Consider the following 25,402-nt stretch of genomic DNA (forward strand, 5'->3'; position numbering starts at 1 on the left):
TCACTGGATGAAGCGTTTAGTTTTTGCTCTTTTCATATTTTCTATCCTTACTTTTCCCCTTTCGGTGTTAGCTCAAGGTGCGGAAGAGCAGGCGCGTACAGTTGATTCAGAGCGGCTTAAGGTTTTGGCTGTTCTTGAAGACGAGGAAAACGTTTTACGGGAGGCCGGTGATGCTCAGATTAAAAAGATTAAGTCAGAGTTACTCGCAAACTACTCCGCGTATCAGCAGATAGTTCTCAGCCAAGGGATAGCTGGAGCTACTCCGATGGGACTTCGGGAGTTGTATGCTCATCTTGCTGAACTTAATAATAAGTTGGGGGGGATTACTGAATCCTTGAAGGACCTTCAAAATCAGGTCGAGGCAAGAGTTGAAAGTCTAAATAATGCGACAGTAGAGCTTAATACAAAAGCGTTAAAGAAACTTTCTCCAGATGTTGTTGGTAATTTTGAAGGTTATCTTGGCAGGTTAGGAAAACTTCAGAAGTCACTGAACAAACAACTGGCACGAATCAAAAGAGAGTTAGCCTCTGCCGAAAAATTGGGGAAACGGACTGCTGCTCTTCTGGCGCGGATGGAGAAGGAGCTTCCTGATAGATGGAAAAATTATTTTCTAGCCGGAAAAATCCCACCTCTTTCTCAAGATTTTTGGCAACAGCATTTTTCTCCAGCAAATTGGTTCTCTTTAAGGCTCCCAATTTGGCAGGGACGTATTACGAATACAGTAACTGATTGGGGAAGTAAGGTATTCTTTTTCGCAACAATCTTTAGCTTACTTGCTGGGTTAGGTTTCTTTGCAGGAAAGCGTCTTTTTCTTGAACGAGAAGATAGAATTGAAATGCGTAAGCTTGGTGGGGCATGGGCTGTGATAAGTGCCGGGGTATCTATCCTGCTGACGGAATATTTCTTTTTTCCGCAAACCACAGGCGTTATCGCTATTCTTGGAGCAAGTGTTTGTAGTTTTGGGACAATGTGGGCAGGGAACATAATTCGTCGTACTTTTGGTGAATATGCAAAACCCTCTCGAACTCCTTTGGCATGGCTTTTTGCCGGAGGCGGCCTCATTCTCGTAATTGCTATCCCAGAGCAGCTTGCTATCCCACTTTGGATTCTTCTTGCGATAGCCGTTATTGGTGTGATGAGACGTCGTTTTCTCTCTTTTTCTGGAGGGTTAACTCGGCATCCATGGTTTTGGGGGCTTGTTTTTTCTATCTTTGTTGCTGCATTAGGCTATGGGCGTTTGGCCGTGTTAGGAGGAATGCTACTTTTTACCGGTTACTATGCCTACACTATCGGTATGGCAGGAACTTGCCTTGCTGTTTATGGAATCTCCCGTCTACCGGAAACAGGACTTTACCCATTTGTTCGCGCGTTAATGATAGGCATTTTGTCTCCACTAATCTGGACGGCATCAGTTGGTCTTGCTGGCCTTTGGCTTTATGATTTCTTTGGTGCTGGGGTATTCAAGGCAACAGCTGGTTTTAAGTTTGGCTGGCAAGGATTCTCCTTACAGCTCTTTAATATTATAATGGTTATTGCGCTGTTTTTTCTGACGCGTGCGGCTGTAGCTGTAATTCATACATACATAAAACGTACTGGTCAGGGATGGCCGAGAGCTAAGCGTGGGACCATGCATTCATTGCAGACGATTACTTCCTACACGTTGTGGGCTTTGTTCGGTATCTTGGCTATGAGTGTTCTAGGTGTGAATTTAACCAGTTTGACAGTTATTGCTGGTGGTCTCTCCGTGGGTATTGGTTTTGGTATGCAGACGATCTTTAATAACTTTGTCAGTGGGTTGATTTTGCTTTTTGGTCGCTCCATCCAACAAGAGGATATAATACAAGTTGGGGAGCTTTGGTGCACCGTAAAAAAAATCAACATTCGTACTACGGTCGTTGAAACCTTTGAAAATTCTACTATTATAATACCTAATTCCGATTTAATCTCTAATCAGGTAACAAACTGGACGAAGAATAACCCAACGTTACGTCGGGATCTGCTCATCGGGGTCGCGTATGGTTCTGATACGGAACTTGTAGAAAGCACGTTATTAGAATTAGCTGACGAGCAGCCGCATGTCTTGAAGAATCCAAAGCCTTGGGTTTTATTTAACGATTTTGGTGCAAGCAGTTTAGATTTTGTCCTGCGTGTATGGATCGATGACATCGATTATTCGTTGAGAACTATCTCAGAGTTGCGCTTTAAAATAGATAAAGCATTTCGAGAGAAGAACATCGAAATCGCATTTCCGCAGATGGACTTACATATTCGTTCTGCGGAAGGACTTAAAGAGACGAGTGGTTCAGTTTAGGTTTAGAAACATTTTTATATTGTTTCGTTATGCTAGTTAGATAGTCAAAAATGGGATAGCAGATTTAAAAAAGCTCTTACACGAAAGTGTAAGAGCTTTTTTGGGTCTAAATGCAATCGGATGCTTCATTGGTGTCACGTTATAAATTTCCTTTTTGGGATGCTTTGTTGTTATGCTTTACAAACAAGATTCAGCAAGTATTGTTTTTAAAAATAGGTATTTAATGTATAGGTGAGACGTGATGCGTTTGTGCTTTGCTGCCTTCATTTGAAGTATTGCTCTTCTGGCACTATGCTGTATGAAAAAGGTGGATATCAACACAGTCAATTTGGAGAGATAGATGAAAGAAAAGCTGCTTAATTTGATCGAGCCAGAGTCTGAAGATGTTTTCCAAGAATTGACTGATTTTATTGAGGATGTAGTTTTGTTTTGTGACGATCACGGGGTTGTAATTAAAAAAAGTATTGGGGCGCGCAATTTTTGGGGATTTGAAGTGACCAATAAGCCCTTGTGGTCATTGTTGGGAGTCTCTGTGGGGAATATAAACAAATTCCTCAGTAAGTATCCTGCGGGGAGAACTTGCCGTATTACCTTGAAGGATAAAGGGCCGTGTAATCTGTGGATTATGCCAATTCCGCAACTGTTAGCGCCTAATGGTGGTTTTGTCGCGACATTAACGCCTCTGACAGAACTATATGAACCATATGAAGAGTATTTGCAGGATAACATTGCTGCTCGAAAGGACTCGTTTAAGCTTTTTGCGGCATTATTTGACGCTGCTCCAGACGCAACGATTCTCGTAGATGAGTCTTTTGATATTCTGAGCGCAAACCCTAAGGCGGTAAGAGTATTTGCGCTTGATCAACTAGAGGAATCCTCGATTTCGTTTCTCGACATAATAAGTAAGCCATTGCGACAAATTGCTTCTTTAGGAATCGACAGGTTACGTTCTGGAAAAACGTGGTGTGCAGAGCTTGTTGCACAAGGAGTTTCCGGGGAAGAGGTTCCTGTAGCTATAAGAGCGAAACGGGTTCGCCTGTCTGATCAGCTTCTTTTTCAGATTATTTTGAAAGACTTAAGCCTTCGTACAGAACTGGAAGAAAACCTAAAGGATCGTGAAGAAGAACTGGAATCAATGGATAATACATTGCGCACAGTTATTCGTACAATTGAGGAGGAAAAACAGGAGTATCGTGACGAAGTGCTAGGGCAGGTTAAGCAGTACGTGCTTCCAACAATTGATAAAATTGCGGAAGTTCCTTCTCAGGATCTTAGGAAAAGTTATAGCGGCATCCTTAAATCACGTATTGAAGGTATTGTGGAAAGCGGTTCAGAAGTATCTGATGAACTGTTGTCGCTGTCTGCAAGACAACTTGAAATTTGCCAACTGATATGTGTGGGGATGAAAGGGAAAGAAATAGCTGAGTTATTAAACATTTCTTTTGAAACGCTGCAAAGCCATCGTAAAAATATTCGCAAAAAGTTGAAACTTTGCGGAACAAAAATCTCTCTCGCCGCCTATCTGGCAAATCGTACCGATCTCGAAAATGAATAATCGGGTATGGTGCCCCATATTTCATACCCGATATATACCCGCTTACCCCCCTTGTAACCATACCCGATGGTCGCTAGCCTCGTAGCTGTAATTTATAACTACGGGGTTTTAATGAGTTCTCAAAAAGAAAAAGTTGTTGTTAAAAATCTTTATAAGATCTTTGGATCCAAAAGTAATCGTGCATTACAGTTGTTGGAACAAGGACTTTCTAAAGATGAAATCTACCAGAAAACAGGTTTGACAGTTGGTGTGCAGGATGCCTCGTTTTCGGTGTACGAGGGAGAAATCTTTGTAATCATGGGGCTGTCCGGTTCGGGGAAATCAACACTTGTTCGAATGCTAAACAGGTTGATTGAACCAAATGCTGGAAGCGTTATCGTTGACGGAAAAGATGTTATTACAATGTCTCCTGATGAACTCGTGCAGTTTCGCCTTCACAATATGAGTATGGTCTTCCAATCTTTTGCTCTTATGCCGCATTTGACTGTGTTGGAGAATACAGCGTTTGGCCTCAAGCTTTCCGGTGTGCCTGAAGAACAAAGGAATGCTCGTGCAAAAGAGGCGTTGGAGCAAGTGGGACTTTCCGGATGGGAAGATGCATCTCCATCCCAGCTTAGTGGAGGTATGCAGCAACGTGTTGGCTTAGCCAGAGCTCTTGCCGTAGACCCTGAAATTATGCTTATGGATGAAGCATTTTCAGCTCTTGATCCATTGATAAGAGCTGAAATGCAGGATGAGTTGTTAACCCTGCAGCAGCAACATCAGCGCACCATTATCTTTATCTCACATGACCTTGATGAAGCCATACGAATAGGTGACCGCATTGCGATCATGCAGGACGGCGTCGTTGTTCAGGTCGGTTCTGCAGAAGAAATTTTGCGTTCACCGGCTAATGACTACGTTAAGTCCTTCTTTAAGGGTGTTGATCCTACAGGCATTCTTACCACACGTGATATTGTCCGTAATAATCACCCAACGCTGATCATTACAAAAGGTGGCAGTATTCCTACCACACAAGAATACCTGAGTAATAGTGATCGAGATTACTGCTATCTTTTGACACCAGACAAAAAGCTTATTGGCGTGGTCTCAACAGAAAGTTTGCGAGAAGTAGCCGAGCAGGAAAATTCTTCCTTAACATTGGCTGATGCGTATTTGCAGGATGTCCTGACGATAGGTCTGGATGATCTGCTTACGGATATTCAGCCGGTTGTTGCTGTCAGTCCTTGTCCAGTTCCTGTTTTAAACGATGAAGGTCGTTTTATGGGGGTTGTTTCTAAAAGCCGTTTCTTGCGAATGCTGCATAAGCCGGAGCAGATTCTTCATGCTGCAGAGGAGGTCGCAAATGCTTAGCGATATTATCCCATTAGACGAAAGTATTATCCCGCTTTCTGAGTGGATTTCTGAATGGATTGACTGGCTTGTATATAACTTTCGCGACGTGTTTCAGGTAGTGAAAATTCCAGTAGAAGTTACGTTGGACTGGCTGTCCGCGGGACTTAACTGGCTGCCGTTTTACATTCCAATTCTGGTTATTACGCTGTTGGCATGGAAGTTCTCTGGTAAACGCCTTGCGCTTTTTTCTCTACTTTCTTTTGTTCTGATCGCTTGCTTGGGATTGTGGGAAGCGACCATGACTACCCTTGCTATGGTGATGTCTTCTGTTCTTTTCTGTGCCCTTATCGGGATTCCGTTTGGTGTATTAGCAGGACGAAACAGGGTATTCGAATCAGTTATTCGGCCTGTTCTTGATGCTATGCAGACAACACCTGCCTTTGTTTACCTTGTACCAATCGTAATGTTGTTTTCCATCGGCAATACTGCTGGTGTGTTGGCAACAATCATTTTCGCTATTCCACCTATTATCAGACTGACATGCCTCGGGATACGTCAGGTTCATCCTGAGTTAGTTGAAGCAGCGCAAGCTTTTGGTGCGAGTGAATTCCAAGTGTTATTGCAAGTTCAGTTGCCATTAGCGATGCCAACCATTCTTGCAGGGTTGAACCAGACGATAATGATGGCTCTTTCCATGGTTGTGATTGCTGCGTTGATTGGAGCCGGAGGTCTTGGTTCGCCTGTAGTGCTTGGATTGAATACGCTTGATACCGGCCAAGCTGCCGTTGGTGGGCTTGCGATTGTTCTGCTTGCCGTGGTGCTGGATCGCATTACACAGTCCATAGCAAGTAAATAGGGCTAAGTTTTTTAAAGGAGAATACAATGGTTAAGCGTCTTACGCTGTTAGTAATAGTTATTTTTTTCTGTTCGACTCAGGCTTTTGCTGCTCCCCAGCTTCCTGGAAAAGGAGTGGTGGTTAAACCTGCTCGTGCTACTTGGAACACAGGGTTTTTTCATGCGGCGTTGGTTGAAAGAGGTCTCGAGGAACTCGGTTATACTGTCAAAAAAGCAAAGGATTTACCTAACGCATTAGCTTACAAGTCTATTGCCATGGGTGATGTCGATTACTGGCCAAACACTTGGCTCCCAAACCATAAGAGCTACATGGGCGGTGATTTTTTTGATAAGACATCTTTTTATGGGTATGTCGTAAAAGCGGGCGGGCTGCAGGGATACCTTGTAAGTAAGATTTCTGCAGAGAAGTTGAATATTACGAGCTTGGATGACTTCAAGCGTCCAGAGGTTATTGCTGAATTTGATAGAAATGGTGACGGGAAAGCAGATTTGACAGCATGCCCTCCGGGTTGGGGGTGCGAACGTGATATTGACCGTCACTTAAAAATTTACGGTCTCAAAAAATATGTGAAGCCAATAAAAGCAGCGTATGAAGCAAGCATGGCTGCTGCCTATGCTGCACAGCAAGCTGGAGAACCGATTTTCTTTTACACATGGACACCAAACTGGACGGTATTTAAGCTCAAGCCGGGTGAAGATGTAGTATGGATTAACGTTCCTGAGATTATCCCGTCTGAAGAAGAAAAAGATTTTGTGGATATTATGACAGTAGAGAACCTTTGTGGCGCAGTTTCCAGTCCGTTGAAAATGGGCTTTGCTGCATCTGATATCCGTATTGTTGCTAACAAGGCTTTTGCAGAGAAGAACCCAGCTGCACGTCGTTTCTTTGAGGTCTTTAAGATGCCATTGGAAGATATTAACAAGCAGAACAGCCTGTTAAACAGTGGTGAAAAGTCTAATAAAGATATCCAGCGTCATGTGAATGAATGGATTGCAGAGAATAAAGCTACATGGAATGGATGGCTTGAGGAAGCGCGTAAGGCTGCTGAGTAAATTTAATATGCTCCTTACGTTGCTTTTGAAATAGATCGGTAGAAAGCCAAAAGTAGACATAAGATAAAAAAGAAAAGCTCTTACATGAAAATGTAAGAGCTTTTTTGCATCGTAAGAATGAAGGCTAACTAGTAGGTGTATTTTGTGATGAGAGCTACTCTCCAAGAATCTCTAACATTCGAAATGCCCCAAGTGCTTTCATCAAGGTCTACGTGGATGTATGCAACAGAAGGAATAATGGTTAGTTGTTCGTATAGCTCAATGTTAGCTTCGTAATTTACTTCCAGTAGAAAATCTTTATCGGTTAGGTACTTGGCAATGTTGGACGTTGGGTCTTCTAAAAAACCGTTTTTAACGATGCTGGAGTCGTTTGTTCCCCACATTGCAATAACTTGAAGTTGTTGTGTCATCCAGTCAACAAACGTGATGTCTTCAAGTACAATTCCAGCACCGACCTTACCTGTTGCATCAGCAATGCGGTTGCCAGTTTCATTAGCGTGTGTGTTGTCAAATCCATATGAGCTGATGAGCCATCCTGCATTGACAAATGGCATACGCCCTGCGCCGTCCTCATATGCATTACTGTCATCACCGGATGCCCACCAAGCTGTAATACCTGGTGTAATATTATCAAAAGAATAGGTGAGCTTGGCTGCTGTGAACCAACCACTGCGCTCTGCGGCTTTATTTGCTGTAAGCTTACCGTAAATACCATCTAAGAACAGTTTGAAGTTTGAAAAGTCGGCAGTAACAGCTAAACCAGCCCAGAAAACATCAGCATTTTCAGTTCGCTCAACATTTATAAAGCTATTGTCTAATCCTAACGACGGGCCGATGTCGTATGTATAGTTAGGGCTACCGAACTTTACGTTTTCACCAAGAGTTGCATACGAAAAATACGGGTTGAAGCTTATATGCTTGGGTTGGAAATATAAGGAGAGCAGGAACATATCCATGTGGTTGTGAGATGTTACCGGTTGGTTGTCTGTTGTATCAATGTCAAATGGGCGGAGCCAGGCTAAAACACCACTAAGTTTTTCACTGTGACCGTATGTAGCTACAACACCAGCAATGTCATCATCAAAGATAACTGAACCGGCAACGGCTCCTGGATATGTGAGGCCTTGCAGCCCTGCATAGATAGCTAATTCAGTATATGGGATGTTGAGGTGTAAATAGAGACGCTTAGTCTGGACTCCAACACCATCTGTTCCTAAGTCGCCACCAGAACTCCGTCCGAATTTATTGCCGTTTGAATCTTGTCCCCATGTATGGTTGATTTCAAAGTAGGCAATTCCAGATAGCATTTCGTTGGCAATGACTTCAATTTGTGAACGAAATCGTTGTCGTACCGTGAAATTGTTTGTTCCATTATCAGCTTGAAAGCTATCGTGATCCAAAAATTGAGCAACGTTCCAGAATGTACCGGTTGCTTTTATTTCCACGGCAAATGCGGGGGGGAGTGCCATGGTGCAAACGAGTATGAGAGTAACGATGCAGATTACATTTTTCATTGCGGCTCCTGTGCTGATGATAGACCTTTGTCAGCACGGTAACCTACTGAGTATTTTGGATGAATTATATATGATATAGTGTTTGATGCTTTTATTGGATCTATTGCAAATTACGGAGGCTGAGAATTTGTTTGCACAGACGAAGTGATGAGCCTGCATTATGCAGTTTTTTGAGGATAAAAGGAAAGGCTGAAAGCCAGTATTGGAGTGACTTTCACTCAGGCAGGAACGTAGGGGCAGTTCAACGTTGTACTGTCTTACGAAATTTAAGTGGGATGATGAGTTAGCTGTCAGGTATGGTCGTTAAGGTTGTTCGAGGTATCGCTTTACGAAACATTCCTGGCAGTTGCCTTTGTTTTGCTTATGATGTCCAGACAGAACTGACGTATTAATTTGTGTCGTTCTTCCTGATTAATACGTTTATTTTCATACATGTGGGTGTCGGCATTTGACGTCAGTGTATCTAGTTCGTCAGGGAACATAGCTGTTGATAAACCAAAGGACACAAATGGTGAGTCACCTATAGCACTTTGCTCTTCAATTTTGTTTTTTAATCTAAGTAGAGCTTCGTTGGCGTTTTTACGTCCTGTGTTTGGAAGCAGGATGACAAATTCATCCCCGCCGATGCGGTAGATGCTGTCGTGGTTTCGAGTGTACCGCGCCAGCATAGAAGAAATTTTGCGTAAATATTCATCGCCGTATGTGTGGCCCAGAAGATCATTAACAATTTTTAGACCGTCAGCATCTACGTATATCAGGCTTACCGGATAGTCGGCAGTGGTGATGGTTTCGAGTCGTTGTTCGAAAGAATATCGGCTGTAAACAGCTGTCAGCGTATCTTTTTTCAGCGTCTTAATAAGATTTTCTTTGGCGTTTTGCAGCTCGTTAATATCTATATGTACTCCTGTGACTCGTCGTGCTTTTCCGTCTGCTTTTCTACTGGTCACAACGCCTTTTCCAAGAATCCATATCCAGTGTCCTTCCTTATGAAGAAAACGGTAGATGCATTCGAAACTGTCACCATGATCAGGACTGTTAATGATTTGAAGTTGCATGGCGACGGTACTTTCATAGTCATCTGGATGTACCCGTGATGCCCATGAATCTGCTGTCGGGGGAAATTCATCTTCGGTGTAGCCAGCCATGGCAATGTATTTTGGGCTATAGTATACTTCATTAGTTTCGGCGTTCCAATCCCATATACCGTCTTCAGCAGCTTGTAGCGCGAATTTCATTCGCTGTTCTTCATGGTCGATCGTAGCAAGGCGTTCACTGTTAATATGGAAGCCGCTGACCATAGTTGCTCGTTGCATGGAATCGCGATGAAGAATGTACCCGTGGACGACAATAGAAAAATAGTTACCGCTTCTTGCACGGACACGCAGTCGGTGTTCATACCGGTTTCCATCTTTGGCAGAATATATGTAGTTTTCCTGAATACGCTGAACTATCGTCAGATCTTCTGGATGAATAATATTGATCAGGTCAGCTGATGATGTTGGGGTTTCATCATCATTATACCCAAGTCGTGCAAGGTAGGATTCACTGAAGTAGAAAGTGTCTGCCAATGGCTCCCAATACCACATCCCAGTTTCATTTTCCTGAACTGTACTTGGGGCGACTTCAAAAGAGGATGGAGTAGGTTTTACATAGGGTGTGCGTTGCATAAGAAGCCTTGTATAACATAGCGTATTTTTTAGAAATATTTTACTACTTAACTCTTTTCTTACACTAGTATTCATGGAGAAACCTGAAAGTGCCTTAATGCAGTTTTTCCTGGAATCTCAAATAAAAACTGAAGAATAATAAAAGGACGTCAGATTCTGCTGTGCTCATGAAAAAGCGCAGGAGCATTGCTGAGTCTGACAAAGAATCAACTAGTGTTTATTCGTCTATTGCTTTTGTGTGGTGCAAGGTACTGATAGTGCGTATAGTTAATGGCGTAGTTTATACTTTATCAGCTATGGTTTGATGTATGCGAAACCTTTGCGCTGTAGGTCAATTATTTCCAGTAATCCGGCTGGAACAATTTGAGCAACAGGCAGTAGCCAGTCCGGTTGAATTTGGAAATGGTGCATAGCATTTTGACAGACTTTTATTTGCAGACCGAGGTTTGCAAGTTCAGTTAACATAGGCGCATGGGGATCTTCTTTTCCTAGGAATTTTATGCCCGGACCATTTATGACAAGGTAACTGTTGAATTTTTTTCCAGAAAGACTTTCATAATAATTTTCAATATTGCTGATGGTTATCTCTAATTCCGTTGTGCCCTTGTCAAAGTGGAAAACCGTATCGTAATGCATTGAAGCTCCTGTAGCATCAAGGTTGTTACGTTTTCTTGTATGATAAAATAAGCTGCTGGCTTCATGATTAACGTAAAGAATTTGGTTAATAAGAGCGTCATGAAAGCGCATTCGGGTGAATCCTCTGCGAATAAAGTAAATTCCTAATATTAGCATAACGACACTGCCTAATCCGAGCGCAATAAAAATTATCTGATTAAATGTTCCGTCTATTTTGGATGTCATAACTATAATGAATGAAATGATCGTCATGGAAAATGCGCTTAAGGCAATGCCTGAGCGAAGTGTGGTGTGTGCTGTGCGTTTTTCTGAAAGTAGCAGCATTAATTTTTGAAAATCTGTCTGGGATATTTTTTCGTCACTCATTGGATGTACTACCCCGTTGTGTTTGATTTGTGCGTATCAGGCAGTTTTGTTGAATGGTGCTGAAGGGTGAAAATTTCTCCATTATACTTAAGAAGATAATGGTCATTAGATGCATAAATATAAAAATATTTTTCAGACCGAAAAATGATATCTGTTGAGATCTGGTTGTTGAGCAAATACAGCATGGTACGGTTTGTTATTCAAAATAGATGCGCTGTTCCTGAGCGTAATGAGCGGAAATTTGGTGAGATATGTGTAAACAAAAAGCCCCTGCATTAGTTGCAGGGGCTTTTTGTTTGATTAGGATGGCAGACTGATTTTTGTAAGGAGTCTGGTGTCCTTGTTGTATTTTGTGTGGAAAAAAAACGTTTATAAGTAGTTAGCAGCAATGATAATAATACCGAATAAGAAGCTGGTAACAACAGCAGGATTGCCACCTATTGCTCTGAACTCCTGACTCTTACCGGCAGAACGTAGTTTCAATACCATGATGCACGGAAGGAAAATGGCAATGATGGCAAGGGCTGCACCAGCATGTGATAAAGCTGCGATGAATCCGTCCGGTGCGAGTACAGACGCGGCAAGCGGTGGAAGGAAAACCAATGCGCTGGTTCCGGCGCGACTGGTTTTATCGTTACCGCGTTTGAAGGTTTCTGCGACGAGGTCAAACAACCCAAGGGATACGCCGAAGAAAGATGTAACCAGTGCGAGCATGGCAAAGAAGGATAAGATGCTGGAAAGCCATGTTGCGTTGCCGCTTATGAGTGTAACAAGCGCATCAACGTTAGCCATGCTTGTGAGTTGTTCCGGTGTTGCGCTACCGAGCGAGAGCATAAGCCACGCAGCGTAACAGAGTCCCGGGATAGTACTGCCGATGACCAGAATACTTACAAGAGATTTCTTGTCTTCACCTACGAAGCTTACAACACTAGGTATAGATGCATGAAAACCGAAGGAAGTGAAAAGAACAGGGAGTGCTATAAGCAAGCCTTTTGGGGTTGGGTTGCCCTGTGTAAGATTATGTAGCTCAAGCTGACCACCGAGGCAGGCAAAACTGAGTATCATTGCACCGAGCATAATGGTGAATAATGTTTTGTTTGCGGAAACGAGTGCGTTTGTTCCGATGAAGAAAATGATACCGCTTACAATGGCAAATGCAGCGGAACCAATACGGGGATCAATGTCTACTATGGTGGAAATAAGACCACCCATACCCGTTATATAGGCGACGAGAAGACAGTAAGTGAGAAAAAAAACACTCCCCGTGGCTACTAGCTGACCGGGACGACCGAGGACTTCGTGTGTCATGTGGTTGAAGTTAACACCGGGCCCGAATTCAAGGTTGATTTCAATAAGCATCAGACCTGAGTAGACTGCCAGAGCCCACATGATGAGTAAGAGCAGACAGCCTGTGAAAAAGCCGAGGCTTCCAATTACCATAGGAAGACCAAGCATACCTGCACCAATTGCGGTACCGGCAACAATACTAATTGCACCAATATCTTTAGAGTTCATACCGTTCTCCATTTTTCAATGCTGAAAAATAATCAGCATTAAATAGTAAGCCACCACATGACTGCGGGGATTCTGTTGGCCTATAAGAGCTTTTGTTCATTTTGAATACTCAAGGCAGGTTGTTCTGACTGGCTGGTCAGCACGTGGTTATTATTTCATGGGCAGAAAAAAGAGTAATTTCATAGGTAGATAAAATAACATTAACACCTACATACAAGACGCCATGACTTGAACTTTGTGCGACCGGATAGAGGGACAAACGGCAACAAGAGTAACTTTTTGCTAACCCATTCGAGATAAATGGCTCAGAAGTGTTGATCGCATCGTCTTAATGTATCGACGGATAACATCGACGCAGCTGTTGCTACAGTGTTGGCTCTGTAGCTTGCCTTCCAAAGCAGTATCCATTTAAACTCAGTTGTGAACGTGGGATGCTCTACAATATACCACCATGTTTTCATATACTGCTGTGGCAACATGAAAGACTCTCCTACTAGTACAGTAATGCTTATGAGATTAGTTAATTAATTTTTATGAATTAACTTAGTAAGATATAGCAGTACTTTTTGTGAAGAGTAAGATTCAACTATAAGTAACTCTCCAGATTGTATGAGGTCTGAAATAGCTTTTCAAAGTTTTTTCTGTGTTTTCGTAAAATTTGTAATGTATATTACATGTTGTTTTGAAGGTGGTGCAGCAATATTCAGATTGTAAGCTATTGCAAGAAATGGTGCTGCATTGTTTTTGTTGGATAAGCTGGGGCAGTGCTTTTCGGTGTTAAAGTGTCTTTGTGTCTTTTGAGAGGGGTTTTCACGTTGGAGATAAGGTGCACTGACCTTTTGTATAATTTTTATTCGTCGATTACAGTGTTGTGGAATATTGGTGTACTAGTTGGTCATAATGAGTTTTGAAGTAAAAAAAGCCCTGCGATTTTTCGCAAGGGCTTTTGTTTTTTAAGACAGCATTCGATGCACAGAGTATTTCATCAAGATAAGAGCGTTGGTTCACATCAGAATTGTGGAGTGTTTAAGCTTCAATTACAGGGAGTCCTTTTCTATGCTCTTGGGTGTTACATTGCTCATTTGCAGGGTTACAGCGAAGAACGTGTCAGAATCATCAAAGGTGATGTCCCAACCCATTTTAGTTACGAGACGTTCAATAAGCATGATGCCGAGGCCGTAGCTTTCAGTATCTGATACAGTTCCTTCAGATGATTTACTGTTAAATACAACAAAGGTATCTGCTGTATTATGAATGCTAATTTCGCCTTCGTCGGTGTGTTGGAATGCGTTGCGGATAATGTTGCCCAGAATGATACGCAGCACATGTTTCGAAACAATAATCGTTTCGTTGGAAAGAGACGTGGATACCAGAACCTGTTTATTTTTTAGCAGATAGTTGTTTTCAGCAATCAGGTCTTCAATTAATGCTTCAAGATTTACTTTTGTGGCTACAGGCGGTGCGCTTTCGTTTCGGCTTGCCCATAACAGTGTTGTAGTCAAATGGTGCATGTTGTTTACAGCGTTAGACATACGTGAAAATGACGCTGCAAAACGCGGATCTTTACTGAGCCCTTTATATTCAAGCAGTTCAAGGTTGTTTTGTAGTATGGCTATCGGGGTACGTAGTTCATGGCTCGCGTGTTCCAAAAATCGCTGTTCACGTTTTACTCCAGCGGCAATACGCTTTGTATTATCATGAATTACGTCAGCAATTTCGTTTAGCTCTTGGTATCTAAAGACTTTTTTTTGTTGATCAAGCTTTTTTATTTGGAGGCTGTTTGCCCATGCTCGTAATTTGTTAATGGAGTGGGAGAGGTGATGTAAAGAGCCAAGCATGAGAATAACGATGATGGCAAGGACGGTGAGTCCTACCTGGCCAATAAATGAAAGCATGTGATCAAGATCAGCCATGATTCTTTCTGTACTGTCATTCAGATGCACAGTGAAAACGAAGTATACCCAGTTATCATCAGGGCGTTGCCATGGATAAATGAATTGCATGAGTTCCCCGTGGGGGGGGTCCCAAACTTCCAGCTGTTTTGAATAGAAAATTTTTTCAGGAATAGCGTCACGAATTTTTACGGGAAGCGTGTCATACCCTAGATAGGTTTTAAAGTTGGTATATTCTGGTAACGGTATTTCAGGGGTCAGGGCAAATTGTTTTGAATATGCTTCAAGTTCCATGTTTAGGCGCATTTCAACAGCCAAGTCTAGGCCACGGTCACCAAAGTCTATCAAAAGTACAGAGTAGCCAAGGATGAAAGCGAGTCCAAAGAATAGAACTCTGTTTATTATAATCCGTCGTAAGCTACGTACTTTTCTCATGGTCGTTTCTCAGTGCAAAACCGTGTCTGGGGAGTGTTGTGATTAGCGCATTCGGGAATGGCTTATCTACTTTTTGCCGTAATTTGTGCATGTGTACCTTTAGGGTGTTACTTTCTGGAGTGTCCTCTCCCCATACTGCCCGTATTAGCTGGTCACGTGTGACAACGTGTGGGCTGTTGCGGGTTAATTCTAAAAGGAGTTTCCATTCTGTTGGAGTGAGAAGCAGACTTTTTCCGTTTCGCGTTGCTGTTACAGCTCCGGTATCCAGTTCCAGATCAGCTACAGTATACTTGCGAGGTTGGCTGCTGCGTCTTTTGGCGAGAGCGCGGACACGGATAAGAAGTTCTTTAAGGGCAAATGGCTTTACCAGATAGTCATCTGTGCCGACTTCAAATCCGGCAACCTTATCATCAAGTGTGTCACGGGCTGTCAGCATAAGGACTGGGGTGTCAACGCCATCTTTGCGTAGGCTGTCACATAAAGAAAGTCCATCCATTTTAGGCATCATTACATCAAGGAGAAGGACATCGTACTTGTTTTGCGTGATAAGCTCCATGCCGTGCAGGCCATTTGCAGCATGGTCGCAGGTAATATGTTCCAGCTCAAGATACTCCACAAGCGAGGCAGCAAGATCGTAATCATCTTCAACAAGTAATACATTTAGATTCATCATAAATTCCTTTAGCGTTCGTAACGTGTGGAACAGGATACGTACTTAGTCTCCAGCAAAGAGCTGTCGTAGAGATGTACCGTATTGTTGGATCGTAATATTTATGTATGTACTTGCCCGCTAGTTGTGTCTTCGTCAAATTACATGACAAGATGATGTGCGATATATAAATTTAAAATATAATTTCTTAATGCATTATGAGTGTGGCTATCCATTCAAGCTATATGAAATAACAAGTTTTCTGTTAACAAGTGGTTAACATATGCTGGCCTTATGGGGAGTTGAGGCAGAATGTTATAGAGCAAGAAAGGGGGCCGGGGTACAGAGCCCTATTGCGTGGTAGGGGGGCGATATCCTGTTCGAACACGTTGTTTTGCGAGCTAGGTAGCGCAGGTTATGTAACTACTTTCAGGTTAACTTCTAACTGCAGTTGAAGACAGCCGTGTCTGTAACAGGGATCTTTTTAAGATATGATACGTTGCAACAATACGCTACGGAGGAGTTATGAGAAGAAAAGAGCAGGATGTCACCAGCCCGAAAATTGTTGAAGAATTGTTGAGTGATGTTTTAGTTTGCCGTTTGGGTATGTGTCTAGGCAATAAACCATATGTTGTTCCGGTGAACTTTGCGCATAAGGGAACGAAAGTCTTCATTCACGGATGCTGTGAGGGAAAAAAGATCGACATATTGCGTGAAAATCCGGCGGTCTTCTTTGAGGCAACTCGAGAAGGCGATCTTCTTCCGGCATCGGATAGTGAAAATATGTGTAAGAGTGATTTTTCGTTTCAATGCCTTATGGCAAGTGGTGTGGCTGAGCTTGTGGAAAATGCGGAAGAGAAGGCTGAGGTGCTGGATGCGCTTTGCACTAAGTATTATGGGAAATCTGGAATGATGCCTGAGACTGCCATTCGTGGAACATGTGTGTTTAAAATAAGTCTGGAAGATATAAGCGTGAAGCAATCTGGCGAGTGGCCGTAGTTGATTGATACTGACATACCTATTTCGAATAAAGCATCTGCTGTGGGATAAGAGTTTTTTTGTTTTTTGTGGCAAAAATATGTTGGGAAGAAAGGGACTTCTTTTCTATCGAGAGATGATTTGAAGTACCGTGAAGGGGATTGGATTGAAAAAGTAGATTGTTTGGTGCAGGGTGGGCCAATCTTTCTTTTAGCAATAAGGATTGTGTAATGATTTTAGATGTTCTGGAGCATGCTGAACGGTATGAGGCTTTATCTCCATATTTTGCAGAAGCGTTTGCGTTTTTACGTCGTAAGGATTTGTATGACTTACCGGACGGGCAGTATGAAATTCAGGGGCGCAAGCTGTACGCAACGGTGGTTCATCAAAAAGGAAGATCCATTGATGAAGCAAAATTAGAAGCTCATGATCAATATATTGATATTCAGTTTGTTTTGCAGGGTACTGAGCTGATGGGATGGAAATCTCGAAAAGATATTACGGTGCCAGCCGAACAGCCGGAAGAGTATCCGGACGTATATTTTTACGATGAAGCTCCAACAAGTTGGAATACCGTATTGTCCGGCTCATTTGCAATTTTTTTCCCTGAAGACGCTCACATGCCTCTTGTTGCCGATGGGGAACTGCATAAGGTTATTTTGAAAGTAGCAGTCGATTCAGAATAATAAAAAAGTGTGCGATGCTACCTTAGAGGTAGCGTCGCACACTATATATTCAGTGTTATGTGGTGGCGGATGCCGTTCTGCTGGTGTTAGTCTTGAATAGGAGACTTAGCTTCTGATGTCACTAGTTCTGGAATTTCTGAGGGAACATAGGTGTTGATTTCATCAATTGCTGTTTGTTGTCCTTGGCGTGCCGCCTCTTCTATCCAGAAGACATATTGTTCGTGATTTTGTTCTATGCCTTCGCCGTGTTTGTAGCACATTGCTATACGGTATTGTGCGTCCTTGTCTCCCTGCTTGGCAGATTCTAAATAGAGATATGCCGCTTCCGCTAAATTTTGTTTAATTGCGTTGCCGGTCCGGTAGCGTTCAGCAAGGTTGTATTGGGCAATGGCGTGCCCTTGCTTTGCGGCATGGTAGTACCAGAATGTAGCTTTATCTTCGTCTTGAACAACACCTGTACCGGTTGTGTAGTAATAGCCCATGTTGTTCTGAGCTACAGCGTCACCATGTTCTGCAGCTTTTGCATACCAGGAGATGGCTTTATTCAGGTCAGTATCAACACCTTCACCACGTGCATAGCTTGCTGCCACGTGTATGTATGCATCGGCAACCCCTTGATCTGCGGCACGTTTGAACCAGTAGAAAGCTGTAATGGGATCGAATTCTACCTCTGTTCCTTGTGTGTAGAAACAGGCTAAAGAGTACTGTGCCATGGCGTTTCCGCCTTCAGCTGCTTCAGCATATAATGTCAGAGCTTTGGATAGGCATCGTTCTGTACCGTCTCCGTATTCATAGCAGCGAGCTACTTCCGCTGTTGCATCGGCATTTCCTGTGGCTTGAGCGCGTTCATACCACTGAAGAGACGTTTTGCTGTCTGCAGTAACACCATGTCCGTGACGATAAATATAGCCAAGCTCTATTTGAGCCTGACAGTCACCTTGTTCCGCTGACGCTATAAAAAGGCGCAGTCCTTTTTCTTGATTCTTTTCTGTCCCAAGGCCCCAAAAATAGCATGTGCCAAGGCAGTAGAGAGCTTGAGGAGTACTATGACGTGACAAGGACTCAAAAAGAGAGATGGCAAGTTCATATTCTTCTTCTTCATACGCCTCTAAGGCTTGCTCAAGGGAAGAAGGCATAGATGCTTTGGTGAACAGTTTTTTTACAGAAGAAAACACAGGCGCTCCAGTCAGTCATGAATTGGGTAACGAGTCGGTGTGGTGAGTGTTGCATTACATTGCAACGAGTATGTGCACGAGGTTGAAAGGTATAGGCAACGGTGCATGCACATCTACCGTGTTCTTTTCTGTTTAAAAAATAAAAAGTAGCTAATCAAGAAGGGATGTTTTGTACGATTAATGTTTAAATTATGAACTACATCTTTATGCCTATTCACTCAAAAGTCTTTTGCCTTCCAGTACAGACCCTTATGATACATATAGCTTAGTGTAGTAAGAGTATGGCCTTCGTGTTTTTTTAATACTCTTAAGATAATTTTATGGATGTTGTGTGTGAGAAGTTTTTATTAGTTTTTTATAAAAGTCTTTAATATTAATTGCTTGTATTGGTCTTGATTAGTCCTATGTCAATAAAATTGTTTAGCGCTCTAGTACAAAATATGTATATTGCAATGGTTTTTGTTCTAAGTTTTTATTGATGCGAAAATGCAAGACACTGTATAAATCTAATCAGGAAATAAATTTTGTTTCTAGATAATTAGTTTTTCATTTGTACTGAAAAGATATTAGAGCTTCCATACGAGGTTCTATCTAGAACGGATTTTCAACAGAATGAACTGAGAGCTTAGCCACTCTCATTCAGATATGAAGTTCGCCGCAGAGGCATACAGTTTTCGTTAGCCGCGAATATCTAGTATGAAGCCACCTCAGCAACAAGAGCTTCAACATCGGCTGCTTATTTTTTTACCCTCGGGTACAAAAAATTGAACAGTCACTGACTTTGGACCTTAAGTGAATTTAAGAAGGAAATTTATTATGAAACGTATTATCGTTCTCGCACTTGCTGCTTGCATGGTGCTTGGTGCTGCTTTTGGCGCATCTGCTGCAGAATTTAAGGCTTCCGGTTACCTCTACGCAGGTTACGACTACTACAACGTAGATCAGCAGGACAACCGCAACAATTTCTCCCAGCGTTTCCGTTCCCAGATCGACATCATCGCATCTGAAGCTCTTTCCGGTACCGTATACTTTGAAATTAACCAGGATTGGGGTTACGCAGGTAAAACCGCTAAAGTTGGTGGTGGCTCCGGTGGTCAGCTTGGTGCTGACGGTGTGAACATTCAGACCAAACGTGCTTACATGACCTTCATGGTACCTAACACTGCTGTTAAAGTTCGTGCTGGTATCCAGGGCCTCGCTCTTCCAGGTGCTGTAGCTGGTTCCCCAATCATCGACGATGATGTTGCTGCTATCGTAGCAAGCACTTCTTTCGGTAAAGTTGGCGCAACTGCTTTCTTCGCACGTCCTTACGCTAACTACAAATCCACTGATGCTACTTACAACAAAACTAAAGGCACCTCTGATCTCTTTGGTGCAATCGTTACTGCTGATCTTGGTGTAGTAACTGTTTCTCCATACGCAATGGTAACTAATAACGGTTACAAAACTTTTAAAGATCAGAACTCTACTACTCCTCCAGTTAAGTTCCTCGATGGCAAAGAAGCACAGTGGTTCGGTGTTGCAGTTGAGTCTGCTCCAATCGAAAACCTTACTCTCGCTTTTGACGCTATCTACGGTAAAGTTGATTCCCGTGATGCTGGCTACTTCTTCGCTGGTAAAGCTGCTTACGCAACTGATTTCGCAGTTCCTGCAATTCTCGCTTGGTACGGCTCCGGTGCTGACAATGCTAAAGGCGACAACATCATGCCAGTAATTGGTGGTCTTGACTTCGTTCCTTCCACTCTCGTTGGCTTCGGTGCTGCTGCTAACTCTGCTGACGCACTCTTCGGTAGCGCTGTTGGCAAATGGGGTGTATCCCTTCAGGCTTCCGAAATTTCCTTCCTTGAGAAAGTATCTCACACTGTTCGTGTGACTTACGTTCAGGGTACCAACGACGACGATGCTTTCGACGCTACTAACCCACAGAGCTTTGATGAGTGGACCGGCGATGACAAAGCATACGAATTTGACTTCGTAACTACTTACGCAATGTACGAGAACCTCGATCTTATCGTTGACCTCGCATACGCAATCACCGACCTCGACGACGCAGCTCCAAAAACCGACGACGTTTTCAAAGCTGCTATCGGTGCAAAATACAACTTCTAATTTAGAAGTCATTTTGACAAAGTCAGTGTGCTAACAGCCACTTTAAGAGGTACCCTAACGGGTACCTCTTTTTTTACTCGATAAAAAAATCCCTGCTTTGCATATTGCAAAGCAGGGATTTTTCTTTTCTAGTTCTTTTTAGTTAAGGGAGGATAACCCTTTCCGGAGTGCGTAGAGTGTTGCTTGCACTCGGTTGCTGAGATGTAGTTTGGTAAGAATGTTATTCATATGTGTGCTGACGGTGGCTTCGCTTACTGTGAGTTCATCAGCAATTGTTTTATTGCCTTTTCCTTCTGCAACAAGTTGCAAAATTTCCACTTCACGAGGTGTGAGGGGGTGAGGTTCTGCATGCTTATGTTCTCCCGGTGAAGCAATAATAGAAAGCGCTTCTAAGGCGATGGATGGTGTAAATGCAGGTTCACCGCTGCAAACTTTGCGAATACTCTGTGAAAGGTCAGCTATGGATATGTTTTTGAGCAAGTAGCCCATGGCGCCTGACTTGATAGCGGAAAAAACAGTGTCGCCAGAAGTGTTGTGAGTAAGGATCACAATTTTACTGGAGAGGTTTCGTTTTTTCATTTCCAAGCTTGCTTGTACACCGTCCATTACAGGCATACCTATATTCATCAGAATAACATCAGGTGTTAAATGTACTGCCTGTGAAAGTGCTTCTTCTCCACTTGAAGCTTCGCCAACAATGGTCATATCTGAGTTCGAAGAAAGACCTTCGCGTAACCCAATCCGATAGATTTCGTGATTATCAACGAGGAGAATACGAATCGGTTTGTTAGGGCTGTTTTTCATAAGTAAGTTCCAACTGATTTAAAGAAAGAATAAAGTGTGTATCATCCACGGTAGGGCGGAAATGTATTCAAGGTCATTTAACGAATACAGTGTGAAGGAACTGCTAATTTAGTACCTTCAGCCCAGTTATAGGTTGGCAGTGCTTATGCTGCATTATGTGGTCAATCCTGAGTTAGCTATAGTGCAAGCCCGTGTAGATAGATGTTGAGTAGTTCACGGGCATCGTCTTCAGCAGAATCATCTACTTTAGTGAATATTCGTCGAGCCATTGCGCGGTCAATTGAGTCGATAAAAAAGATTGCTACTTTATCGCAGTCCATAGGACGCAGGAGTTTTTTCTTAACCCCATCTTCAAATGTGCGGGCAACAATATTGATCATTTCCCAGTAGGTTGAGTTTTTATCGTTAAAATCTTTCTCAACATGGGTCAGCAAAACTGCTTTCAGCTCGTAAAAAAGTGCTCTGTTTTGTTCAGTGTGAAGAAATGACGCAGAAAGATATTTTTTCAGTTTTTCCAATATACTTATTTCGCTGGAAAATATTTTCCGCATGTCTTCATTCAGTGGCTCAAAACAATGGTTTGCAACAGAAAGAAGGAGCTCGTTTTTATTTTTAAAATACAGGTACAGAGTACCTTTTGCGATTCCTGCCTGTTCAGCAACTTTATCCATGGTGAATTTTTTCAGGCCATACGTTTGAAGGATAGCAACGCTGCTGATCAAAATTGTGTGACGGGTATGTTGCTCAGCTCTCTGTTTTCTTGTTGTCTTATTGTTCACGGTCTGCGTATTTTTTATGAGTAAGAATTTTGTGAATATGGGTTCATAAAATGACCGGCGGTCATTAAGTGAGTATTACTCCTAAGAAGAGGTAAAATTAAAGTCAAGCTTACTTGTGAGGGAAATAGAAGTAATCTTCTATTAAGTAAGAGTGTACGGATGGTGGCTTAGAGTGATTTTCTATAGAAAACAGAATGTTGTTTTGTAGTGATGTATTTTTTTAGAACGTAAAAAAAGCCTTGCCAATTTTTTGGCAAGGCTTCTCATTGCGCGCATCTGTCTATGACAAGTAGATATAACTGTCGAGATATTACGAATGGGAAATCAAGGGTTATATATACATATCAATAACGATGGCATTGCAATGTCGCCGAAGGCGGACAAATAACACGTTGTTGAGGATGGCTATATAGCCAGAACGTAACGCCAAGCGGCAATAACGACCATTCCGGTAATAATGGTGCCGAAAAAACTTTTTGTACGGACTGCGACAATAAATACCGGCACTGCAGACCATAAGTACATATTGTCGAAAGAAAGTGAAAACTCACCATTATGGATGAATAATGATGGGGCAAGCAGGGCACTTAAAATAGCTGCCGGAACATAGCTTAGCCATTGTGTAATAACTTCCGGAAATTGTTTATTCGAAAGCAGAGCAATAGGGAGCAATCTAGGAATGTATGTTACAAGCATCATCCCGATGATTGTCAGTAAAATTATTTCCGGCGAATATTGCATAAAACAACTCCTGCTGTTGCGCCAATGATAGCGGCAATGATGACACATAACTGTTCTGCGCCAGCTATATATAGACCAATTGCTGTACTGGCTGAGATGAGTGCAACAATGGCATGCATGTTGGATTTAACCTGCCAAATCAGCAGGACAACAAACATGGCTGGCAGTGCATAGTCAAAGCCGAGCGGTTTAATGTCTGCAACCAGATGTGATCCGCAGACGCCGAGTAGTGTGCCCCCTGTCCAACAGAGATGGGCTATGCAGTTAAGTGTAATAGCTTGTACTTCTTTGAAATTATTCCTATCTATATTGGCCATGTGGATGGCAAAACTTTCATCAATGAGTTGAAAGCTGAACAGCAGTTTACGCATGAGTGGCATCTTGGAAAGATGAGGTGCTATGGCAGCAGACATAAGAAAGTGCCGTAGGTTGACTATAAATGTTGTAATGATAATTGTAATTGGCGACATAGACGCCGCAAAGAGGCTGACTGCAATAAATTGAGAGGAACCTGCTAACACCAGAAAAGACATGAGTACGGTGAGGTGTCCAGGGAGTCCATTTTTTGTAGCAAGCACGCCGAAGGTAAATCCTACGGGAATGAATCCCACAATGATCGGGATTGCCTGCTTAAAACCGTCTGCTATGCCAGCCCGAAGCGAGCCGTTTATGCAATCTGTAGATGTGGTCTTGTTTTCAATTATATCAGTTTGCATTTTCAATTCCTTCCTATGTGTTTCAATCTGCTTGTATTGAAACATGAAATCTGCCAACATAACAGATGCAGTTTTTACAAAAAACGATAAGTACAGATTGATGAAGGCAGGCAGGTGTACCTATGCAGGTGGTTTCAAAAGATTTTAAGTACCAGAATTTAGAACATTATTTATTGGATATGATCAACTCTGGTCGTTTTAATGTGGGGGAAAAGCTTCCATCGCTTCGAGATGTAAGTCAGAAGATGCATGTTTCCCTCGCTACAGTGACGCATGCGTATATGGAGCTTGAAAAGAAGGGTGTAATCGAAGCGCGACCTCGTTCAGGCTACTATGTGCGTCAGAAAGTGGCTCCCCTGCCTATTCCTGATTTACCGGAACACGATGTTCAGATCGGAAAGCTAAGTAGAACACAGCTTATTCAGACTGTTCTTGGTATCGTCGGAGAAAAAGGTATGCTGCCATTCGGTTGTATCTGTGCTGATAGCTCTGTACTCCCGCACAAGGCTCTGGCGCGAATAATGAATTCTGTTCTTCGTACGCACGGGCAAGACGTAATGAGTTATGAGTCTATTCAAGGTAATCCGCTGCTTCGTAAGCAAATTAGCTGGCGCATGCAGGAGGACGACTGCAGGGTTACCGGAAACGATGTTCTTATTACATTCGGTGCGATGGAAGCTTTGTATTTGGCGCTTCGCTCAACGACTCGCCCCGGGGACAATGTAGTTATCCAGTCTCCAACGTACTTCTGTTTCCTTCAGTTATTAGAAAACTTGGGGTTGCGAGCCATTGAGGTGGCATCATGCCCTACGAACGGAGTATCTCCGCGTGATCTGGATAGAGCATTTTCTCGTTTTGATGTTGCTGCCTGCATTCTCGCACCTAATTTCAATAATCCTGACGGGGCTCTTATTCCAGATGCCACAAAGCAAGAGATTGTTACTCTTTGTGAATCCAATAATATTCCGTTGATTGAGGATGATGTTTCCGGTGACTTGTATTGTGATCTGGAAGGACGTCCACGCCCGCTGAAATCATTTGATAAGATAGGAAATATTATTCACTGTTCTTCTTTTTCCAAAACCATTTCTCCCGGTTTTCGTGTCGGTTATATGATTCCGGGTAAGAAGATGGATAAGGCGCTTGAAATTAAGGCGACAACAAACGTTTCTTGTTCAACGCCAACGCAGCTGGCCATTGGGAAGTACCTCGAGGAAGGGTTGTACGATAGGCACTTACGTAAGTTACGTAGACGCATAAGCGATCAACGAACACATATGCAGCAGTACCTTCCGGAATATTTTCCACAGGGAACACGGGCGACGCAACCTAAGGGCGGAGGGGTTTTGTGGGTGGAGCTGCCGAAGCAGATTGACGGAACAAAGCTGTTCTTTGATGTGAAGAAGCATAATATCAGTATTGCTCCCGGTGCAATTTTTTCTACAAGCGAGAGCTTTACCAACTTTATCCGATTGTCGTGTGTAGGGTTCTGGAATGATGAAATGCGTGCAGGGCTTGAGACAATCGGACGTCTTGCAAAGGAACAGTTAGGATCAGAATATTAAGAAGATCGACTGATTTATTCTTGTTGTAATAAGAAAGCCCCTGCTTGCTAATGTGCAAACAGGGGT

General features: G+C 42.7%; 20 protein-coding genes. 9 read left to right on the plus strand and 11 right to left on the minus strand.

Going from position 1 to position 25,402, the window contains the following annotated elements; all coding sequences use genetic code 11:
- Positions 1 to 7: 7 nt before the first annotated feature.
- The 5 genes from BUR09_RS08580 (at position 8) to proX (ending at position 7,109) form a co-directional block, all read left to right on the plus strand.
- Positions 8 to 2,311 carry a mechanosensitive ion channel domain-containing protein gene (locus tag BUR09_RS08580; RefSeq protein WP_074216541.1) on the plus strand — a complete coding sequence of 768 codons (2,304 nt, stop codon included), beginning with the start codon at positions 8 to 10 and terminating at the stop codon, positions 2,309 to 2,311.
- 340 nt (positions 2,312 to 2,651) lie between these two features.
- Complete coding sequence (locus BUR09_RS08585) at positions 2,652 to 3,866, plus strand: PAS domain S-box protein (RefSeq protein WP_074216542.1); 1,215 nt, start codon at positions 2,652 to 2,654, stop codon at positions 3,864 to 3,866.
- Positions 3,867 to 3,977: 111 nt separating this feature from the next.
- Positions 3,978 to 5,219, plus strand: a complete 1,242-nt coding sequence (gene proV, locus BUR09_RS08590; protein ID WP_074216543.1) for a glycine betaine/L-proline ABC transporter ATP-binding protein ProV — start codon at positions 3,978 to 3,980, stop codon at positions 5,217 to 5,219.
- Positions 5,212 to 6,057 (plus strand): ABC transporter permease, encoded by an 846-nt coding sequence (locus BUR09_RS08595; RefSeq protein WP_074216544.1) that lies wholly within the window; start codon positions 5,212 to 5,214, stop codon positions 6,055 to 6,057. Before proV ends, BUR09_RS08595 begins: the two co-directional genes overlap by 8 nt.
- Positions 6,058 to 6,083: 26 nt before the next feature.
- A complete protein-coding gene (proX, locus tag BUR09_RS08600) occupies positions 6,084 to 7,109 on the plus strand; it encodes a glycine betaine/L-proline ABC transporter substrate-binding protein ProX (protein WP_074216545.1) in 1,026 nt (341 codons plus the stop codon).
- A 128-nt stretch (positions 7,110 to 7,237) separates the two neighbouring features.
- Here proX and BUR09_RS08605 read toward each other — a convergent pair whose 3' ends face one another.
- The 6 genes from BUR09_RS08605 to BUR09_RS08630 all read right to left on the minus strand — a co-directional run bounded on the left by BUR09_RS08605 (position 7,238) and on the right by BUR09_RS08630 (position 15,804).
- Positions 7,238 to 8,623, minus strand: a complete 1,386-nt coding sequence (locus BUR09_RS08605) for an outer membrane homotrimeric porin (RefSeq protein ID WP_074216546.1) — start codon at positions 8,621 to 8,623, stop codon at positions 7,238 to 7,240.
- 326 nt (positions 8,624 to 8,949) lie between these two features.
- Positions 8,950 to 10,290 (minus strand): GGDEF domain-containing protein, encoded by a 1,341-nt coding sequence (locus BUR09_RS08610; RefSeq protein ID WP_175566010.1) that lies wholly within the window; start codon positions 10,288 to 10,290, stop codon positions 8,950 to 8,952.
- A 294-nt stretch (positions 10,291 to 10,584) separates the two neighbouring features.
- Positions 10,585 to 11,292 (minus strand): DsrE family protein, encoded by a 708-nt coding sequence (locus BUR09_RS17255; protein ID WP_245796720.1) that lies wholly within the window; start codon positions 11,290 to 11,292, stop codon positions 10,585 to 10,587.
- A 369-nt stretch (positions 11,293 to 11,661) separates the two neighbouring features.
- Entirely contained in the window at positions 11,662 to 12,807 is a 1,146-nt protein-coding gene (locus tag BUR09_RS08620) for an amino acid permease (protein ID WP_074216548.1), read from the minus strand.
- Between the two features lie 1,037 nt (positions 12,808 to 13,844).
- A complete protein-coding gene (locus BUR09_RS08625) occupies positions 13,845 to 15,134 on the minus strand; it encodes a sensor histidine kinase (protein ID WP_074216549.1) in 1,290 nt (429 codons plus the stop codon).
- Entirely contained in the window at positions 15,118 to 15,804 is a 687-nt protein-coding gene (locus BUR09_RS08630; RefSeq protein ID WP_217694179.1) for a response regulator transcription factor, read from the minus strand. The genes BUR09_RS08625 and BUR09_RS08630 overlap by 17 nt, the downstream gene beginning before the upstream one ends.
- Before the next feature lie 504 nt (positions 15,805 to 16,308).
- Between BUR09_RS08630 and BUR09_RS08635 the strand changes: the two genes are divergently transcribed.
- Complete coding sequence (locus tag BUR09_RS08635; protein ID WP_074216551.1) at positions 16,309 to 16,782, plus strand: pyridoxamine 5'-phosphate oxidase family protein; 474 nt, start codon at positions 16,309 to 16,311, stop codon at positions 16,780 to 16,782.
- Positions 16,783 to 16,991: 209 nt separating this feature from the next.
- Positions 16,992 to 17,447: a YhcH/YjgK/YiaL family protein gene (locus BUR09_RS08640; protein WP_074216552.1), complete on the plus strand. Its 456-nt coding sequence runs from the start codon at positions 16,992 to 16,994 to the stop codon at positions 17,445 to 17,447.
- An 86-nt stretch (positions 17,448 to 17,533) separates the two neighbouring features.
- On the opposite strand, the gene BUR09_RS08645 is transcribed toward BUR09_RS08640, so the two are convergent.
- Positions 17,534 to 18,622, minus strand: coding sequence for an SEL1-like repeat protein (locus BUR09_RS08645; RefSeq protein ID WP_074216553.1), 1,089 nt, complete (start codon positions 18,620 to 18,622; stop codon positions 17,534 to 17,536).
- An 816-nt stretch (positions 18,623 to 19,438) separates the two neighbouring features.
- Between BUR09_RS08645 and BUR09_RS08650 the strand changes: the two genes are divergently transcribed.
- Positions 19,439 to 20,731, plus strand: coding sequence for an outer membrane homotrimeric porin (locus BUR09_RS08650; protein WP_074216554.1), 1,293 nt, complete (start codon positions 19,439 to 19,441; stop codon positions 20,729 to 20,731).
- A gap of 138 nt (positions 20,732 to 20,869) precedes the next feature.
- On the opposite strand, the gene BUR09_RS08655 is transcribed toward BUR09_RS08650, so the two are convergent.
- The 4 genes from BUR09_RS08655 to BUR09_RS08670 form a co-directional block, all read right to left on the minus strand.
- Positions 20,870 to 21,535: a response regulator gene (locus BUR09_RS08655; RefSeq protein WP_074216555.1), complete on the minus strand. Its 666-nt coding sequence runs from the start codon at positions 21,533 to 21,535 to the stop codon at positions 20,870 to 20,872.
- A gap of 176 nt (positions 21,536 to 21,711) precedes the next feature.
- Positions 21,712 to 22,314 carry a TetR/AcrR family transcriptional regulator gene (locus BUR09_RS08660; RefSeq protein ID WP_074216556.1) on the minus strand — a complete coding sequence of 201 codons (603 nt, stop codon included), beginning with the start codon at positions 22,312 to 22,314 and terminating at the stop codon, positions 21,712 to 21,714.
- Positions 22,315 to 22,719: 405 nt separating this feature from the next.
- Complete coding sequence (locus BUR09_RS08665; protein WP_074216557.1) at positions 22,720 to 23,055, minus strand: AzlD domain-containing protein; 336 nt, start codon at positions 23,053 to 23,055, stop codon at positions 22,720 to 22,722.
- Positions 23,034 to 23,771 (minus strand): AzlC family ABC transporter permease, encoded by a 738-nt coding sequence (locus BUR09_RS08670; protein ID WP_074216558.1) that lies wholly within the window; start codon positions 23,769 to 23,771, stop codon positions 23,034 to 23,036. Before BUR09_RS08670 ends, BUR09_RS08665 begins: the two co-directional genes overlap by 22 nt.
- Positions 23,772 to 23,893: 122 nt before the next feature.
- On the opposite strand from BUR09_RS08670, the gene BUR09_RS08675 reads away from it, so the two are divergent.
- Positions 23,894 to 25,336: an aminotransferase-like domain-containing protein gene (locus BUR09_RS08675; protein WP_074216559.1), complete on the plus strand. Its 1,443-nt coding sequence runs from the start codon at positions 23,894 to 23,896 to the stop codon at positions 25,334 to 25,336.
- Positions 25,337 to 25,402 lie beyond the last annotated feature (66 nt).

This window comes from Halodesulfovibrio marinisediminis DSM 17456 (assembly GCF_900129975.1).
GTDB classification, from domain to species: Bacteria; Desulfobacterota; Desulfovibrionia; order Desulfovibrionales; family Desulfovibrionaceae; genus Halodesulfovibrio; species Halodesulfovibrio marinisediminis.